Source organism: Streptomyces sp. NPDC096323 (assembly GCF_040302845.1).
Classification (GTDB): domain Bacteria; phylum Actinomycetota; class Actinomycetes; order Streptomycetales; family Streptomycetaceae; genus Streptomyces.
The window spans coordinates 90135-107463 of sequence record NZ_JBEOSI010000006.1; the positions used below are offsets into that span (position 1 = coordinate 90135).

At 71.9% G+C, this 17329-nt stretch carries 14 protein-coding genes; 2 read left to right on the plus strand and 12 right to left on the minus strand.

All coding sequences use genetic code 11. The annotated features are described in order from the left end of the window. Positions 1 to 59: 59 nt before the first annotated feature. From ABTX18_RS18000 to ABTX18_RS18015, 4 genes are all read right to left on the minus strand, one after another. Positions 60 to 857: a carbon-nitrogen hydrolase family protein gene (locus tag ABTX18_RS18000; protein ID WP_352123683.1), complete on the minus strand. Its 798-nt coding sequence runs from the start codon at positions 855 to 857 to the stop codon at positions 60 to 62. A 214-nt stretch (positions 858 to 1071) separates the two neighbouring features. Further along, positions 1072 to 1527, minus strand: a complete 456-nt coding sequence (locus ABTX18_RS18005) for an Lrp/AsnC family transcriptional regulator (RefSeq protein WP_093709736.1) — start codon at positions 1525 to 1527, stop codon at positions 1072 to 1074. A 160-nt stretch (positions 1528 to 1687) separates the two neighbouring features. Further along, the gene (locus ABTX18_RS18010; protein WP_352123684.1) at positions 1688 to 3145 is read right to left on the minus strand and encodes an aldehyde dehydrogenase family protein; all 1458 of its coding nucleotides are present in this window, start codon (positions 3143 to 3145) and stop codon (positions 1688 to 1690) included. Between the two features lie 195 nt (positions 3146 to 3340). Continuing rightward, positions 3341 to 4807, minus strand: coding sequence for a GuaB1 family IMP dehydrogenase-related protein (locus ABTX18_RS18015; RefSeq protein ID WP_352123685.1), 1467 nt, complete (start codon positions 4805 to 4807; stop codon positions 3341 to 3343). A 305-nt stretch (positions 4808 to 5112) separates the two neighbouring features. On the opposite strand from ABTX18_RS18015, the gene ABTX18_RS18020 reads away from it, so the two are divergent. Further along, positions 5113 to 6135: a terpene synthase family protein gene (locus ABTX18_RS18020; RefSeq protein ID WP_352123686.1), complete on the plus strand. Its 1023-nt coding sequence runs from the start codon at positions 5113 to 5115 to the stop codon at positions 6133 to 6135. 75 nt (positions 6136 to 6210) lie between these two features. On the opposite strand, the gene ABTX18_RS18025 is transcribed toward ABTX18_RS18020, so the two are convergent. From ABTX18_RS18025 to fmt, 4 genes are all read right to left on the minus strand, one after another. Further along, entirely contained in the window at positions 6211 to 7227 is a 1017-nt protein-coding gene (locus tag ABTX18_RS18025; protein ID WP_352124007.1) for a sugar-binding transcriptional regulator, read from the minus strand. Positions 7228 to 7378: 151 nt separating this feature from the next. Continuing rightward, positions 7379 to 8062 carry a ribulose-phosphate 3-epimerase gene (gene rpe / locus ABTX18_RS18030; protein ID WP_352123687.1) on the minus strand — a complete coding sequence of 228 codons (684 nt, stop codon included), beginning with the start codon at positions 8060 to 8062 and terminating at the stop codon, positions 7379 to 7381. A gap of 117 nt (positions 8063 to 8179) precedes the next feature. After that, entirely contained in the window at positions 8180 to 9613 is a 1434-nt protein-coding gene (locus tag ABTX18_RS18035; RefSeq protein WP_352123688.1) for an RsmB/NOP family class I SAM-dependent RNA methyltransferase, read from the minus strand. A 73-nt stretch (positions 9614 to 9686) separates the two neighbouring features. Beyond that, positions 9687 to 10619: a methionyl-tRNA formyltransferase gene (gene fmt, locus ABTX18_RS18040; protein ID WP_352123689.1), complete on the minus strand. Its 933-nt coding sequence runs from the start codon at positions 10617 to 10619 to the stop codon at positions 9687 to 9689. Positions 10620 to 10859: 240 nt separating this feature from the next. On the opposite strand from fmt, the gene ABTX18_RS18045 reads away from it, so the two are divergent. Then, entirely contained in the window at positions 10860 to 11363 is a 504-nt protein-coding gene (locus tag ABTX18_RS18045; RefSeq protein ID WP_352123690.1) for a hypothetical protein, read from the plus strand. Positions 11364 to 11975: 612 nt separating this feature from the next. On the opposite strand, the gene ABTX18_RS18050 is transcribed toward ABTX18_RS18045, so the two are convergent. From ABTX18_RS18050 to rpoZ, 4 genes are all read right to left on the minus strand, one after another. Continuing rightward, positions 11976 to 14117, minus strand: a complete 2142-nt coding sequence (locus ABTX18_RS18050; RefSeq protein WP_352123691.1) for a primosomal protein N' — start codon at positions 14115 to 14117, stop codon at positions 11976 to 11978. Between the two features lie 91 nt (positions 14118 to 14208). Further along, a complete protein-coding gene (gene metK, locus ABTX18_RS18055; protein WP_352123692.1) occupies positions 14209 to 15417 on the minus strand; it encodes a methionine adenosyltransferase in 1209 nt (402 codons plus the stop codon). A gap of 238 nt (positions 15418 to 15655) precedes the next feature. After that, a complete protein-coding gene (gene coaBC / locus ABTX18_RS18060; RefSeq protein ID WP_352123693.1) occupies positions 15656 to 16858 on the minus strand; it encodes a bifunctional phosphopantothenoylcysteine decarboxylase/phosphopantothenate--cysteine ligase CoaBC in 1203 nt (400 codons plus the stop codon). 147 nt (positions 16859 to 17005) lie between these two features. Then, the gene (gene rpoZ / locus ABTX18_RS18065) at positions 17006 to 17278 is read right to left on the minus strand and encodes a DNA-directed RNA polymerase subunit omega (RefSeq protein WP_003970369.1); all 273 of its coding nucleotides are present in this window, start codon (positions 17276 to 17278) and stop codon (positions 17006 to 17008) included. Between the last annotated feature and the right edge of the window lie 51 nt (positions 17279 to 17329).

Sequence of the window (17329 nt, forward strand, 5' to 3'; positions counted from 1 at the left end):
GGACTCCTTGCGGGAAAACGGGTGGGGGAACGGGGCGGCGTGCTCGGGCCGGTCGGGTCTCAGGCGAGGGAGCCGTACAGGGCGGGGCGGCGGTCGCGGAGGTAGGGGTTGCCCGCGCGGGAGGCGGTCAGAAGGACGGGGTCGACGTCCCCGATGACGAGTTCCTCGCCGCGTCCGGCCCGGGTGCGGACCGTGCCGTCGGGGCCGGCGAGAGCGCTCAGGCCGACGAATTCGAAGGGCCCTTCCGTGCCGGTCCGGTTGGCGTACGCGACGTAGAGCTGGTTCTCGAAGGCGCGGACCGGGACGACGGACTCCGCGACGAAGGGGAAGGGGTGCATCAGCGCGGTGGGAACCAGCAGCAGGTCGGTACCGGCCAGGGCGTGCGCCCGTACGTTCTCCGGAAACTCGACGTCGTAGCAGATCAGCAGGCCGATGCGGACTCCGTCGAGCTCGGCCTGGACGACCGGCTGGTCGCCCGGGGTGAACCACTGCTCCTCGAAGTCGCCGAAGAGGTGGGTCTTGCGGTAGTTGGCGAGCGCGGTGCCGTCGGGTCCGATGAGCTGCGCGGCGTTGTACAGGGTGTGGCCGTCGCGTTCGGGATAGCCGTAGTGGACGGCGATCCGGTGACCTGCGGCGATCTCGGCGACCGCCCGGGCAGCGGGCCCGTCGGCGGCTTCGGCCAGGCGGGGCACGTCGTCCCCGATCGCGTATCCGGTGAGGAACATCTCGGGGCAGACGAGCAGCCGGGCGCCGCTCGCCGCGGCGCGGGCGGCGGCGCTGTCCAGCGCGTCGAGGTTCCGGGCCACCGAGCCCGGGCAGCCGGAGCTCTGGAGCAGGGCGGTGCGCAACGGCGGCATGGCTGACCTCGGACGATGGCGGGGAGGGGACGTATTGACGGTACGTTCCCCACTTCTCCCCGGACAAGGCGCGAGCGTTGCGCACCGACCGTCGATCCGTTGCGTTCGACCACACGGGCGCGGCGATTCATTGCACGGCGCGGCAAAGCCGGCCCGTCCGGTGTCCGAGGACGGAACCATTGCCGGAGGACCTGGCCGCGTGCGCGGAGGGCCTCTATCCCGGCGACCCCGACGAATAGCGCCGCAGCAGCGGCGAGAGCACCAGCACGGACTTCGTCCGCTCGACGTACGGCTCGCCCGCGATCCGCTCCAGCACCTGCTCGAAGTGGCGCATGTCCGCCGCGAACACCTGGACGAGCGCGTCCGCGTCCCCCGTGACCGTGGATGCCGAGGCGACCTCCGGGTAGCGGGCGAGCCCCTGTTTGATGGAGTCGGGTGAGGTGTTGCGGCTGCAGTAGATCTCGATGTATCCCTCGGTCTCCCAGCCGAGCGCCGCCGGATCCACCCGGACGGTGAACCCCGTGATCGCTCCCTCGGCGCGCAGCCGGTCCACCCGGCGCTTCACCGCGGGGGCGGACAGCCCGATGATCGAGCCGATGTCGGCGTAGGAGCGGCGGGCATCTTCGGCGAGGGCGTGGACGATGCGTTCGTCGAGGTCGTTCAGTCGCACGTCGTACGGGTCACTTCTCTGCGATGGCGAGGGCCTTGGCGCGGCCGGGGCACGGCTGTTCCGGGGGCGGCGGCGCCGCCCCCGGAAGTAGACCATGGGCCCGCCCCGCGGGCGCGCTCGGCGCAGGTGGCGCCGGGTCGGACGGAGGACCGGTACGGGATCAGAAGGGGAACTGCGAGCGCCCGTGCTGCACGGAGATCCACTTCTGGGTGGTGAAGGCCTCCAGCATGGAGTCGCCGTTCAGCCGCCCGAGCCCGGAGTTCTTCTCGCCGCCGAAGGGGACGATGGGCTCGTCGTGGACCGTGCCGTCGTTGATGTGGATCATGCCGGTGCGGATGCGCTGACCGATGCGGACGCCGCGCTCGATGTTGCCGGTGTGCACGGCGCCGCTCAGCCCGTACGGGGTGTCATTGGCGATGCGGACCGCCTCGTCCTCACCGTCGAACGGCACGAGGAGGGCGACCGGGCCGAAGATCTCCTGGGACAGCACGGGGGAATCGGGGGCCAGCCCGGTGAGGACGGAGGGGCTGACGACGTTCCCGTCGGCGCGCCCGTGCAGCAGCGCGGTCGCTCCGGCCGCGACGGTCTGGTCGACGAGGGTGGAGATGGCCTCGGCCTGGGTCGAGTTGATCAGCGGGCCGATCTGGGTCGCCGGGTCGGCCGGATCGCCGACGCGCAGGGAGGCGACCTTCGCGACGAACTTCTCGGTGAACTCCTGCTCCACCGCGCGGTCCACGAGGATGCGGTTGGCGGCCATGCAGACCTGCCCCTGGTGCACGTATCGGCTGAACACCGCCGCGTCCACGGCGTAGTCCACATCGGCGTCGTCGAGCACGATCAGCGCACTGTTGCCGCCGAGTTCGAGCACGGAGCGCTTGAGGTTCGCCGCGCAGACCGTCGCGACGTGGCGCCCGACCTTGTCGGAGCCCGTGAAGGAGATGACCTGCGGTATCGGGTGCTCGAGGAGCGCGTCACCGATCTCCGCGATGTCGGTGACGACGACGTTCAGCAGACCGGCAGGCAGTCCGGCGTCCTCGAACACCTTGGCGACCAGCGTGCCGCCGCAGACGGGGGTGTTCTGGTGCGGCTTGAGCACCACCGCGTTGCCCAGCGCCAGGGCCGGGGCCACCGACTTCAGGGACAGCAGGAAAGGGAAGTTGAAGGGGCTGATGACCCCGACCACGCCGACCGGCACCCGGTAGACCCGGTTCTCCTTGCCGGGGGTGGGCGAGGGCAGGATCTGCCCGGTGGAGCCCAGCGCGAGCCGGCTCGCCTCGCGCAGGAACTCCTTGGCCAGGTGCAGCTCGAAGGCCGCCTTCAGCCGGGTGCCGCCGAGCTCGGCGACGATCGCGTCACCGATCTCCTCCTCGCGCTCCTCGACGATCCGCAGGGCCTTCTCCAGCACCGCTCGCCGGGCGTACGGATTGGTGTCCGCCCAGGCCTGCTGAGCGGTCTCGGCCGCGCGGTAGGCCTGGTCCACCTCGTCGGCCGTGGCGACCGTGATGGAGGCGAGCTTCTCCCCGTCGAACGGGTTGAAGTCGATGATGTCCCAGGACCCCTTGCCCGGCCTCCACTCGCCGTCGATGTACTGATGGGCCAGGTCAGTGAAGAAGGACATGAGATCCCTTACCGCAGAGTGGCGGGCAGCTGAGTGGGATTCATATTACTTATTTCTCAGCACAGTTGGTATGGATCCCGGCCCGGCCGGGGCACCCATTCCGGCCATGTCCCAGCTCTCGATGCCCGGACAACACCGGTGCCCCCGCCGGCGTCGGACAGCCGGCGGGGGCACGGTCGGTGCGCGGGGGAAGGATCAGCTCCAGCTGGCGTGCAGCGGCTTGCCCTCCGCGTAACCCGCGGCGCTCTGCACTCCCACGACCGCCTTCTCGGCGAACTCCGCGAGGGAGCCCGCACCGGCGTAGGTGCAGGAGGAACGGACACCCGCGATGATCGAGTCGACCAGGTCCTCGACGCCGGGGCGGGTCGGGTCCAGGAACATCCGCGAGGTGGAGATGCCCTCCTCGAAGAGCGCCTTGCGGGCCCGGTCGTACGCCGACTCGTCGGAGGTGCGGTTCTTCACGGCACGCGCGGACGCCATGCCGAAGGACTCCTTGTAGTTGCGCCCGTCCGCGGACTGCTGGAGGTCGCCGGGCGACTCGTACGTCCCCGCGAACCAGGAACCGATCATCACGTTGGAGGCGCCGGCGGCGAGCGCCATGGCCACGTCGCGCGGGTGGCGGACGCCACCGTCGGCCCAGACGTGCTTGCCGTACTTCTTCGCCTCGGCCGCGCACTCCAGGACGGCGGAGAACTGGGGCCGGCCCACGCCGGTCATCATCCGGGTGGTGCACATCGCGCCGGGCCCGACACCGACCTTGATGATGTCGGCACCCGCCTCGATGAGGTCGCGCACGCCCTCGGCGGCGACGATGTTGCCCGCGACGATCGGCACCCGCGGGTCCAGCGCCCGGACGGCGCGCACCGCGCTGATCATGGACTCCTGGTGGCCGTGCGCGGTGTCGACGACGAGGGTGTCGGCGCCGGCGTCGAGGAGCTGTTTGGCCTTGCCCGCCACGTCGCCGTTGATCCCGACGGCTGCCGCGATCCGCAGCCTGCCCGCCGCGTCGGTGGCGGGCGTGTAGAGGGTGGCGCGCAGTGCGGCCTTGCGGGTGAGGATGCCGGCGAGCCGGCCGTCGGCGTCGACCGCGGGGGCGAGCTTGCGGTTGGCTCCGTCGAGCTTGTTGAAGGCATCGCGCGGGTCGATGTCCGCGTCCAGCAGCACCAGGTCCCTGGACATGACCTCGGAGAGCTGGGTGAAGCGGTCGACGCCGGTCAGGTCGTGCTCGGTGACCACACCGACGGGGCGGTGGTCGCTGTCGACGACGACCCCGGCGCCGTGGGCGCGCTTGGGCAGCAGCGACAGGGCGTCGGCGACCGTCTGGCCGGGGGCCAGCACGATGGGGGTGTCGAGCACGAGGTGGCGCGTTTTCACCCAGCTGATGACCTCGGTGACGACCTCGATCGGAATGTCCTGCGGGATGACGACGAGCCCACCGCGGCGGGCGATGGTTTCGGCCATCCGGCGGCCCGCGATGGCCGTCATGTTCGCGACGACGAGCGGGATGGTGGTGCCGGTGCCATCGGGCGAGGAGAGGTCGACCCCCTGGCGGGATCCGACCGCCGACCTGCCCGGAACCATGAAGACGTCGTCGTACGTGAGGTCGTACGGGACGGCGGGAGACTCTGTGTATCGACCGGTGCCGGGCTCAAGAAAACGCATAACACTCATTTTTTCATACGAAACGGCGCAGGTCGTTTCCACGAAGACACAGCAAATGACTCCCGCCTTCGTATGTTCCTCCAAGGAACAGCTCGGGAGTCCCGGGCAAGTGGAACCTGCCTTACCCGCAGACCCTACCCGAGGGGCGTCCCCATCATTCGCGATCATCTTCCCTGGACCTGGTGACTAGGGGTCAGGTAGCTTCAAACGCGCAGGTCCCGCGGGTCACCCAACACCCCGGAGCATCAGGCGGATCCGTCACAACTGCCGCCACACGTACGACCGGAGAGGATGACGACCCGCCCGTGGAGAGCGAACTTCCGGACATCTACTGTCCCTTCCCCCAGCGGACCAACCCGCACGTCGCCCACGTACGGGAACACCTCGACAGCTGGACCCGCAACACCGGTCTGGTACACCGGGATTCAGCCAGGGACCGCTTCGAGCAAGCGGACTTCGGAGCCTTCGTCGGCATGGTCTACCCGACCGCCGACAGCAAGAACCTGGACCTCGTCGCCGACTGGTTCGTCTGGCTGTTTCTCGTCGACGACCAGCTGGACGACGGACATCTGGGCCGCAGCCCCGACCGGGTACGCGACGTCGTCGCGCTGATGCAGTCCGTGGTCGAGGGAACCGGCACCGGCACCCTGGCGAACGAGAAGCTGCCGGCCGCGGTCGTCGCCCTGGCGGACCTGTGGGAACGCACGACGCCGGCCGCGGCCGCCCACTGGCGGCGGCGCTTCGCCTGGCACCTGATGACCTACCTCACGACGGCCACCACCTGGGAGGCAGGTAACCGCGCGAACGGCGTGGTCCCGTCCGAGGCGACGTACATCGAGAAGCGCCGCCACACGGGCGCGATACACGTCTGCATGGACCTGATAGAGATCGTGGCCGGCATCGAGGCCCCCGAGTCGATCCACAACGACCCACGCTTCATCACCGCGCTCGAAGCCTCGTGCAACGTCGTGTGCTGGGCGAACGACGTGTACTCGTACGAGAAGGAACAGGTGCTCGGCGAGATCCACAACCTCGTCCATCTCGTCCGGCACCACCGCGGGCTGGGCAAGCGGCAGGCGCTGGAACTCGTCTGCGCGGAGATCGCCACGGAGACCGGGCGCTTCCTCACCGCGGAGACCGAGCTGCTGAGCGCCTACCCGCAGCTCAGCTGGATGCTGGAGCCGTATCTGGACGGGATGCGGAGCTGGATGCGCGGGAACCTGGACTGGTCCCGGCAGACGCCGCGCTACAACCCGGCCGACGTCAGCCAGTACAAGGAGCCGGAGCAGTACCTGGAGGCGACGGTGCTGGGCGTCGGGCAGGACTGACCGCAGGCGGGACGGAGCAGACGGGAGGGGGCGGACGGTGTGATCACCGTCCGCCCCCTCCCGTCACGCTCCGGCTCAGACCCCGTCAGGGTCGGCACGCTCCAGCGCGGGCCGGCGGGGCGCGGCCGATTCCGTCAGCAGGTAGTCGGCCGCCGCCGTGTCGGTCACCAGGCTGGTGACGAGACCGGACCGCAGCACCGCCCCGATCGCCGCGGCCTTGCGCTGGCCGCCGGCGATCGCCACCACCTCGGGGATCCGGCGCAGCCGGTCCGCCTCGACCGTGATGCAGCGCTCGCCGAGGTCCCGGCCGACCCGCCGCCCGTCCGCGTCGAAGAGGTGCGCCGACATCTCGGCGGCCACACCCAGCGAGGCGTAGTGCTCGCGCTCCGTGTCGGAGAGCATGTCGTGCACCGTGGAGATCCCGGGCTCCCAGGAGCCGATGGAGACGGCCGCGACCGTCACCTTGTCGAAGTACTCGAAGGCGCGTGCGATCCCCGTCTGGTGGCGGAGCGCGGCGGCCGTCGCCGGGTCCGGGAGCAGCATCGGGGCGTAGATCGGGTGGGCCTCGCCGCCGGACACCTGCGCGGCGCGCCGCACGGCCTCGACGGAGCCGCGCTCGGCCGTTCCCGCGTCGTACACCCCGGTGAGCTGCACGACCGTGCAGGGCGGCAGCCGGTCGAGGGCGGCCGCCATGTGGATGGTGGACCGCCCCCAGGCGAGCCCGAGCACATCGCCCTCGTTCACCAGTTCGCCGAGCAGGTCGGCCGCGACCTCGCCCAGGTTCTCCGGGTCGGCGGCGTCGTCCTGCTCCTCCGCCGGGGATTCGACCACAACCGCGTGGCGCAGCCCGTAGCGGGCGCGGAGCGCGTCGGAGCGCTCGGCGTCCAGCTCCGCGGGGACCCGGATCTCGATGCGTACGAGGTCACGTTCCAGGGCCGTCTCCAGGACCCGGGCCACCTTGAAGCGGCTGACGCCGAACTCCTCGGCGATCTGGATCTTGGATTTGCCCTCGAGGTAGAAGCGGCGGGCCATGGCCGCCGCCTGCACCAGCTCCGCGGGCCCCATCCGCAGGGCGGACCGGCCCGCCGACATTGCAGACACCGCGTTCTCCTCACTGCTGTTCACGCTCTCGATACGCCGTCATCCTGTCAGATGCGGCGATCCTTGACCGGTCCCGTCGGACCGCGTTCATCTGCACTTGGGCCGGCCGACGTGTGATCGGGTGCCGGCGCCGCCATCGGCGTCAGTGGCCGCACGCCCAGCCGGCCGAGGCGATGGCCCCGTCGGCCTTGGCGCGCAGGGCCCGGACGGCTCCGGCCGGGTCCTGGGCGCCGTACACGGCGGAACCGGCGACGAAGACGTCCGCGCCCGCCTCCGCGCAGCGTTCGATGGTGGACTCGGAGACCCCGCCGTCGACCTGGAGCCACAGTTCGAGTCCGTGCTTGGAGATCAGCTCACGGGTGCGGCGGATCTTCGGCAGCATGATGTCGAGGAACGACTGGCCGCCGAAGCCCGGCTCCACCGTCATGATCAGCAGCATGTCGAGCTCGGGGAGCAGGTCCTCGTACGGCTCGATGGGCGTCGCCGGCTTGAGCGCCATGGACGCGCGGGCGCCCTTCGCCCGGATCTCGCGCGCCAGCCGGACGGGGGCCGCCGCGGCCTCCACGTGGAAGGTGACGGAGCCCGCCCCCGCCTCGACGTACTGCGGGGCCCAGCGGTCCGCGTCCTCGATCATCAGATGGCAGTCCAGCGGCGTGCTGGTGGCCCTGCTGAGCGATTCCACGATCGGGACGCCGAGCGTCAGATTGGGCACGAAATGGTTGTCCATGACATCGACATGGAGCCAGTCGGCACCTTCGACGGCCTGCGCCTCCTCGGCGAGACGTGCGAAGTCGGCGGAAAGAATGCTGGGGTTGATCTGGGCCATGGGTCAAGCCTGCCATGTTCTGGGGCACTTCCCCGCTTCGGTGTGTTCCAAAGCCTCACGGGATCATTACAGTTCGCGCATTCCAGGTCTTTTCGCCCCGGGTCCGGGAGGCCGGGCTCAGCCGGTACGCCTCAGGAGAGCCAGGTACATCGCGTCGGTGCCGTGCAGATGCGGCCACAGCTGGACGTCCGGTCCGTCGCCCAGGCCGGCCACACCGGGCATCAGCGGGCGGGCGTCCACCCACTCGGCCTCGACGGGCGCGCCGCCGCGGCCCTTGAGCACGTCCTCGACGACGACCCGCGTCTCCGCCAGGTGAGGTGAGCACGTCGCGTATCCGACGACGCCGCCGATCCGTACGGCCTTCAGCGCCTCGCGCAGCAGACCGCGCTGCAGGGGCGCGAAGCTCTCCAGGTCCTCCTTGCGGCGACGCCAGCGGGCCTCCGGGCGGCGGCGCAGTGCGCCGAGGCCGGAACAGGGGACGTCCATCAGGATCCGGTCGAAGGTGTCGGGCAGCCACGGCGGGCGCGTGCCGTCGGCGGTGATCACCTGGTACGGGCCGGGGTTGCCGGCCAGCGAACGCTCGACGAGGCGGGCCCGGTGGGGCTGCTTCTCGGCGGCCAGCAGGGCGGCACCGCGGCCTGCTGCGAGGGCGGCCAGCAGCGCGGCCTTGCCGCCGGGGCCGGCGCAGCCGTCGAGCCAGCGGGTGTCGCTGCCCTCCAGCGGGGCGTTGGCGAGAGCGGCGGCGACGAGCTGGCTGCCCTCGTCCTGGACGCCGGCCCGGCCTTCCTGCACGGCGGTCAGGGCGCCGGGCTCGCCGCCCTCGGCCATCCGCACGGCGTAGGGGGACCAGCGGCCCGGCAGGCCGTTCTCCTCGCCGAGGGCGTCGAGCAGCTCCTGCGTGGTGGAGCGGCCGGGGCGGGCGACCAGGGTGACCTCGGGCCGCTCGTTGTCGGCTTCGAGCAGGTCCTCGATGCCGGCGCGGCCGCCGCCCAGAGCGTCCCAGAGGGCGGAGACGACCCACCGGGGGTGCGAGTGCACGACCGCGAGGTGGTCCTCGGCGTCGTCCTCGTAGGAGGGGGCGACCCGCGCCACCCAGCCGTCGAGGTCGTCGGCGGACACCTTGCGCAGCACGGCGTTGACGAATTTGGCGCGCCCCTCGCCGAGCACCACGCGGGCCAGCTCCACGCTCGCGGACACCGCGGCGTGGGTCGGGATGCGGGTACCGAGCAGCTGGTGCACGCCCATGTTCAGGACGTCCAGGACGGGCGGGTCGACCTCGACCAGCGGCCGGTCGATGCAGGCGGCGACGATCGCGTCGTACGTGCCCTGGCGGCGCAGCGTCCCGTAGACGAGTTCGGTCGCCAGTGCCGCGTCCCGGTTGTCGAAGTCGCCCTTGGCCCGGGCCTTCTTCAGCAGCGGCGGGAGAACGAGGTTGGCGTAGGCGTCGCGTTCGTCGACGGCCCTGAGGGCCTCGAAGGCGAGGAACCGGACCGGATCCTTCTGCGGGCGGCGGTGCGGCTTGGCGGGACGGCGACGCGGCTGGTCGTTCACGTGAAAGGTGCTCCGCTGATGGTGAGAGGGCGAACCCTCCCAGCCTACGTCCCCGCCCCGGCCCGCAGGTCCGTCAGCTGCCCAGGAGCTCGCCGGGGACGATGCGCACCCCGCGCGCCCAGTCCGCGGCGCGCATCGGCTTCTTGCCCTGCGGCTGGACCCAGAGCAGCTCGATCGCGTGCGATCCGGTGCCCACGAAGACGTTGTTCTTGGCGGCGGACAGCTCGCCGGGCGCCAGGTGGGACCGGTCCACGGCGGGCACGGCCTGGATCAGCTTGAGGCGCTCCCCGCGGAAGAGGGTCCACGCGCCGGGGGCCGGCGTGCAGGCGCGCACCACCCGGTCGACGCGCAGGGCGGGCGCCGCCCACTGGACCTGGGCGTCCTCGACGGAGATCTTCGGCGCGAGGGTGATGCCCTCGGCGGGCTGCGGCACGGCGTGCAGCGTGCCGTCCTCGATGCCGTCCATCGTGGCGGCGAGCAGACCGGCTCCGGCGAAGGCCAGCCGGGTCAGCAGGTCACCGCTGGTGTCGGTGGGCCGCACCTCTTCGGTGAGGACGCCGTAGACCGGTCCGGAGTCGAGCCCCTCCTCGATGAGGAAGGTGGAGGCCCCCGTCACCTCGTCGCCCGCCATCACGGCGTGCTGGACGGGCGCGGCGCCGCGCCACGCGGGCAGCAGGGAGAAGTGGAGGTTGACCCAGCCGCGGGCCGGGATGTCGAGTGCGGTCCTCGGCAGCAGAGCCCCGTACGCCACCACCGGGCAGCAGTCCGGCGCGATCTCCCGGAGCCTCGCCAGAAACGCCTCGTCCCGTGGCCTGGCCGGCTTCAGCACCTCGATCCCGGCTTCCTCCGCCCGCTCGGCGACGGGACTGGCCACCAGCCGGCGACCGCGCCCCGCCGGCGCGTCCGGCCTGGTCACGACCGCGGCCACCTCATGGCGGCCGGAGGCGATCAGGGCGTCCAGTGCGGGAACGGCTACCTCGGGGGTGCCTGCGAAGACGAGCTTCATGGGTGGCTGACTGCCTCTCAGGCGGAACGTTACGGTGACGAGCAACGCACAAGTCTATGGGCCCCGGGGCCGGGCAGCCGCCGGGGGGCGTACGCACGGTTGCGCGCCCCTTGCATGTGCGTATACGCCCCCGGAGCGTGACCAGATCCCCCGGTGAGGCGTTGGTCAAGAGAGATTGACCGAAGCGAGCCGCCCTGGTGCGGCCCGATCCCTTTCAACGCCGGTTCGAGAGGCTTCTTCATGGCCGACCACGCAACCCACGACGCCCAAGCGCGGGCCAGCCTGCACCTTCTGGTGCGGGACATCGAGCGGGTTCGGCGGCAGGTGGACGCACTGCGCACACTCACCGCCCAACTGGGCAATGTCTACCGCCCACGCCGCTCGGGACCTTCCGCGGGCTTCGTCGTCTACGGCAGGGCCCCGGCCCCCACCGTCAGACTCGCCCAGGAACTGCGGGACAGCGTCGAGACCCTGGTCACGGCGGCGGTGGACTTCGACCGTTCGCTGGGCTTCTCCTGGGACGCGGTGGGCTCCGCGCTCGGAGTCACCAAGCAGGCGGTCCACCGTCGCTACGGGGCGCGGCGCGCCGCGCCCCAGCCGGTTCCGGCGGACGGCGCGGCGGACGGCGCTCCGGCGCTGCCCTCCGTCCCGGCGGCGCGCTCGATGCCGCCGCAGCCGTCGGAGCGACCGCCCCTGCGCGACGACTTGCGCCCGGGCGCGTTCCCTGGCCCGCGCAACGGCTGACGCCGGGGTCTCCGCGGGGTGCGGCCCGTCCGGGCCGAGGGTTTCCGTCCTCAATTGCCGGACGGGCTTGTGGTGCGGCTCCCCCGCCGGGTGCGGGCGCCTTTGCCCGGTGGGTGGGGGTGGGGTCCCTCCGGGGAGACTCCTCAGAAATGGCATTTGCGACCGGGTGCGGAAACGACCCGAGTCGTACGCCATTTCCTGCGGGGACTCCCCTGCACGCCCCCACCCGGCCGTCTTGCGTGTGAACGCCCGGTGGATCGACTGTCGCAGACGCCAGACGGGCGGGTCCGGGGGCGTGCAGGGGAGTCCCCGCAGGACGACGAACACCGACCCGGGTCCGCTGCGTACCCGCCGAACGTTCGTCGTCCGAGGAGACGCCCCGGAGGGACCCCGGACCCCCACCGGGCAGGGGCGCCCGCACCGGCGGGGCAAGCCGCACCACTCCAAGCCCGTCATGGGGGTCCCCCCCATGCCCTTAAGGCTATGGGGGAGATTGAGGACGGAACCGGCCCGCCGGAGCAACCCGCACCCCGCAGGGGACCCGCACCCAATCAAGCCCGCCCCGGACCGCGGCAACCACACCAAGGCGCGGCCCCCCGCAGGGGCACCGCGTCAGCCGATGTCCGGGGGGTCCACGCGGATCCGGACCGCGCCGCCGCCGCGCGGCATCCGCGCGGCCTGGGCCGCCTTCAGTGCGGCCGCCAGCGCCGCCCCGCTGCCCGGGGGCACCCTGATCAGGGCCCGCTCCCACGCCTCGCCGACCGGCGCGTCGGAGGGCCGGCGGGGCCGGCCGGGCTCGCCTCCCGGGACCGGCACCGGACCGAGCACCTCGGCGTCCGGCGGCAGCTCCACGGCGGCCAGGAACGCGGCGAGCGCCTCGGGCGTCCCGGTGACCGACGCCATCCGGGACACCGGGGGAAAGCCCAACTCGGCCCGGTCCGCGAGCTCGCGCCGGGCGTGTCCGACCGGGTCCCAGCGCACCAGGGCCTGGACGGGCCGCAGCGTCGGCTCGGCGACGATCACTACCGTGCCGCCCTCCGGCTGCCCCCGTACCAGCGCGGCGGCGGCCGTCCAGCGGCGCAGCGCCTCCTCACCGGCCCGCAGGTCGGGGCGGCCGACCATCGCCCAGCCGTCCAACAGGAGCGCCGCCGTGTACCCGCCCTCGGCCACCGGCTCCGCGCCGGGGGTGCTGACCACCAGCGCGGGCTGGTCGGGCACCGAGTCCAGGATGTGGTCGCGGCCGGAGGTCCGTACGGGCACGGCGGGAAAGGCCCGGCCGAGCTCCTCGGCGGTCCGGCGCGCGCCGACGATCTGTGCGCGCAGGCGGCGGAAGCCGCAGGCGACGCAGTGCCAAGAGGTCTCGGCCCGTCCGCACCAGGCGCAGTTCAGATCCTGCTGGTCGGGCGCCTCCAGCGGCCCCGCGCAGTGCCGGCACCGGGCGGGCTCCCGGCAGCGCTCGCAGGCCAGCCGGGGGGCGTACCCGCGGCGCGGCACCTGTACCAGGACGGGTCCCGTGCGCAGTCCGTCGCGCACGGTCTGCCAGGCCAGGCTCGGCAGCCGGGCGGTCCTGGCCGCGCCGTCCCGGGCGAGTTCGCCGTCGCCGACGGTGCGGACCAGGGGGGCCGCGATCCGCAGTTGTTCCCGGTCCGCGCGCAGCGGCAGCGCCCAGCCGGTCTCGACGAGTTGCGCGGCCTCGACGGTGCAGCTCGTGCCGCCCAGCAGGAAGGCGCACCGGCTGTGGGCGGCGCGCAACTCCAGGACCTCGCGGACGTGCGGGAAGGGGGCGTTGTCGTCGCTGTGGCTGGAGTCCCCGTCGTCCCAGATCGCGACCAGGCCGAGATCGGCGACGGGCGCGAACATGGCGGCCCGGGTCCCGACGACCGCCCGGACGGAGCCGCGGCTCACGGCGAGCCACTCCCGGTAGCGCTTCTCGGGCCCCGACCCCGCCGTCAGCAAGGCATGGCGGCCCTCGCCGAGCAGTCCGGTCAGGGCCGCGTCGACGCGCCCCGCGGTCCGCCCGTCGGGGACGACGACCAGTGCGCCGCGTCCTGAGGAGAGGGTTGCGGCGACGGCGGCGGCGAGTTCCTGCGGCCAGTGCGGTCCCGGCAGCGCGGTCCAGACGGCCCTGGGCGCGCCCCCGTCGGCCAGGGCGGACAGGAAGGCGGGGCCCTGTGCGTACCGCTGCCAGGTGCCGGGCGCCGGTGGCGGGGGCGGCGGCAGCGGCTCCGGCGCCGCCTTGGCCTCGGCCCGGGCGTTCCTCGGCGGGACCGCGAGCTGGAGGACGTCGGCGAGGCTGCCCGCGTACCGGTCGGCGACGGCCCGCGCGAGGGAGAGCAGCTCGGGGCCCAGGACGGGTTCGGGCGAGACGACGGAGGCCAGCGCGGCCAGCGCCCCGCTGTAGTCCGACTCGGCCAGCCGCTCGACCAGGAATCCGTCGATGAGGCCGCCGCCCTCGCGGCGCCCGCCGCGGACGTTGCGCCCTCCGGCTCCGAACCGCACCCGTACCCGTACTCCGGGCTGCGCGTCGGCGTCGAGCTCCTCGGGCACGGCGTAGTCGAAGTACTGGTCGAGGTGGAGAGCACCCTTGTTGACCAGTACGCGGGCGACGGGAAGCTCCTTGGCGAGTGCGGCGCCGCGCCACGTCCGCGGTTTGGCGCGCGGCACGTCGGCGCGGCGCACGGTCTCCCGGATCAGCGCAAGCTGCTCCGGTGCCCCGGCACCGGGCTCGTCGGACCGCTTGTCGTCGCTGCTCACAGCCAAATTCCTACCAGACACCACTGACACTCGAGCCACGCGCCGGAGCCCGGACACCGTGACGGTGTCCGGGCTCCGGCGGAACAACTCCCTAGAGGCCCGCGGCCTTGCGCAGTGCGTCCACCCGGTCGGTGCGCTCCCACGTGAAGTCGGGAAGCTCACGGCCGAAGTGGCCGTACGCGGCGGTCTGGGCGTAGATCGGGCGCAGCAGGTCGAGGTCGCGGATGATCGCGGCCGGGCGGAGGTCGAAGACCTCGCCGATGGCGTGCTCGATCTTCTCGGTCTCGATCGAGGCGGTGCCGAAGGTCTCGACGAACAGGCCGACCGGCTCGGCCTTGCCGATCGCGTACGCGACCTGGACCTCGCAGCGGGCCGCGAGACCCGCCGCCACGACGTTCTTGGCCACCCAGCGCATCGCGTACGCGGCGGAACGGTCCACCTTCGACGGGTCCTTGCCCGAGAAGGCGCCGCCGCCGTGACGGGCCATGCCGCCGTAGGTGTCGATGATGATCTTGCGTCCGGTCAGGCCGGCGTCGCCCATCGGGCCGCCGATCTCGAAACGACCGGTCGGGTTGACCAGCAGGCGGTAGCCCTCGGTGTCGAGCTTGATGCCGTCCTCGATCAGCTGGTTCAGGACGTGCTCGACGACGAACTCGCGGATGTCGGGCGCCAGCAGCGAGTCGAGGTCGATGTCGCTCGCGTGCTGCGAGGAGACGACGACCGTGTCGAGACGGACGGCCTTGTCACCGTCGTACTCGATGGTGACCTGGGTCTTCCCGTCCGGGCGCAGGTACGGAATGGTCCCGTTCTTGCGGACCTCGGACAGCCGGCGCGACAGCCGGTGCGCGAGGTGGATCGGCAGCGGCATCAGCTCGGGCGTCTCGTCGCAGGCGTAGCCGAACATCAGACCCTGGTCGCCGGCGCCCTGCTTGTCGAGCTCGTCCTCATCGCCTTCGACGCGCTGCTCGTACGCCGTGTCGACGCCCTGAGCGATGTCGGGCGACTGCGCGCCGATGGACACCGACACGCCGCAGGAGGCGCCGTCGAAGCCCTTCTTGGAGGAGTCGTAGCCGATCTCGAGGATCTTGTCGCGCACCAGCTGGGCGATCGGGGCGTAGGCCTTGGTCGTGACCTCACCCGCAACGTGCACCAGACCGGTGGTGATCAAGGTCTCGACGGCGACGCGCGACGTCGGGTCCTCGCGCAGAAGTGCATCGAGAATGGTGTCGCTGATCTGGTCAGCGATCTTGTCGGGGTGACCCTCGGTGACGGACTCCGAGGTGAAGAGACGGCGGGACACATCGCTCCCTGGGGTTGCAGCGGCTGCTGGCTGATCATGGGCGGCCGGCCCGGGAGCTGCGCCCGAGTACGAACCTGGGCCAGTTTATCGGTCGGCTCCGGCTGCCGGACAGCATGTCTCGCCCTTTGGGAGATCTGTGACATGCGACACCGGTGCCCGGAGGTCCCGTGAACGCCACTCTTGCACCGTTTTTAGCCGTATTGCCAGGCCCGGGGCATGGTGTGGCGAGGCGGAAAATTCACCCGAGACGCGCCGACACGAGGTCCCAGACCGTGTCGGCGAGCGCTTCCTTGGGCCCGTGGGGCACCGGCGTCTCGCTTCCGTCGGCCGCGAGCACGATCGCCTCGTTCTCCTCCGAGCCGAAGGTCTTGCGCTCCCCCACCTCGTTGACCACCAGCAGGTCGCAGCCCTTGCGGCGGAGTTTCTCCCGGCCGTTGGCCAGCACGTTGTCGGTCTCGGCGGCGAATCCGACGACGACCTGCCCTGGCGCGGCGCGGTCTGCCGCCACCTCGGCGAGGATGTCCGGATTGCGTACGAGGATGAGGGGGGCGGGCTCCTGGCCGTCCTTCTTCTTGATCTTCCCCGCCACGTACTCGGCCGGGCGGAAGTCGGCGACGGCCGCCGCCATCACCACGACGTCGGCCTCCTCGGCCGCCTTCAGTACGGCCTCGCGCAACTGCACGGCGGTGCCGACGCGCACGACGTCGGCGCCCGAGGGGTCGGGCAGGCCGGTGTTGGCCTCGACGAGTGTGACCCGGGCGCCGCGGGCGACGGCGGTGCGGGCGAGCGCGTAGCCCTGTTTGCCGGAGGAGCGGTTGCCGAGGTAGCGGACCGGGTCCAGCGGCTCACGGGTGCCGCCCGCACTGATCACCACGTGCCGTCCGGCGAGGTCGGGTGCGACCGGGCCGCGGGCCAGAACCCGGCGGCAGACCTCGAAGATCTCCCCCGGGTCGGGCAGCCGGCCCTTGCCGGTGTCGACTCCGGTGAGCCGCCCGACGGCGGGCTCGATGACGACGGCGCCCCGGCGCCGCAGGGTGGCGACGTTCTCCTGGGTGGCCGGGTGTTCCCACATCTCGGTGTGCATGGCGGGCGCGAAGACGACCGGACAGCGGGCCGTCAGCAGGGTGTTGGTGAGCAGGTCGTCGGCCAGGCCGTGGGCCGCCTTGGCGAGCATGTCCGCGGTGGCCGGGGCGACGACGACGAGGTCGGCGTGCTGTCCGATCCGCACGTGCGGGACCTCGTGGACGTCGTTCCACACCTCGGTGGAGACCGGGTGGCCGGAGAGCGCCGACCAGGTGGCGGCGCCCACGAAGTGGAGCGAGGACTCCGTCGGGACGACCCGTACGTCGTGTCCCGACTCGGTCAGCCGGCGCAGCAGCTCGCACGCCTTGTAGGCGGCGATGCCCCCGCTGACCCCCAGGACGACCTTCGGCTTGTCCACTGCGTCTCCCCGCACTCGGATACGTACGCGCTCCCGTACATCCCCCATGCTGCCTCACCGCCGGCGGCGCGGGTCCCTCGCCCCGGAACACGTCACAGGCCCGGCGGTCGTGACCGCCGGGCCTGTGACGAAGGTGCGTTTTCCTGCTTACTGCGCGGGGCCCTCGATGGCCTCGGAGGTGAGCAGGCCCGCGTTGATCTCGCGGAGCGCGATCGAGAGCGGCTTCTCGTGGACGTGGGTGTCCACGAGCGGTCCGACGTACTCGAGGAGTCCCTCACCGAGCTGCGAGTAGTACGCGTTGATCTGGCGCGCGCGCTTGGCGGCGTAGATCACGAGGCTGTACTTCGAGTCGGTTGCTTCGAGGAGCTCATCAATCGGCGGGTTGATGATGCCCTCGGGCGTGGTGATGGAAGAGGACACTCTCTGCCTTCCGAAGGGGGTGAAGATCAAAGAAATCTTTGACAGTCAGGG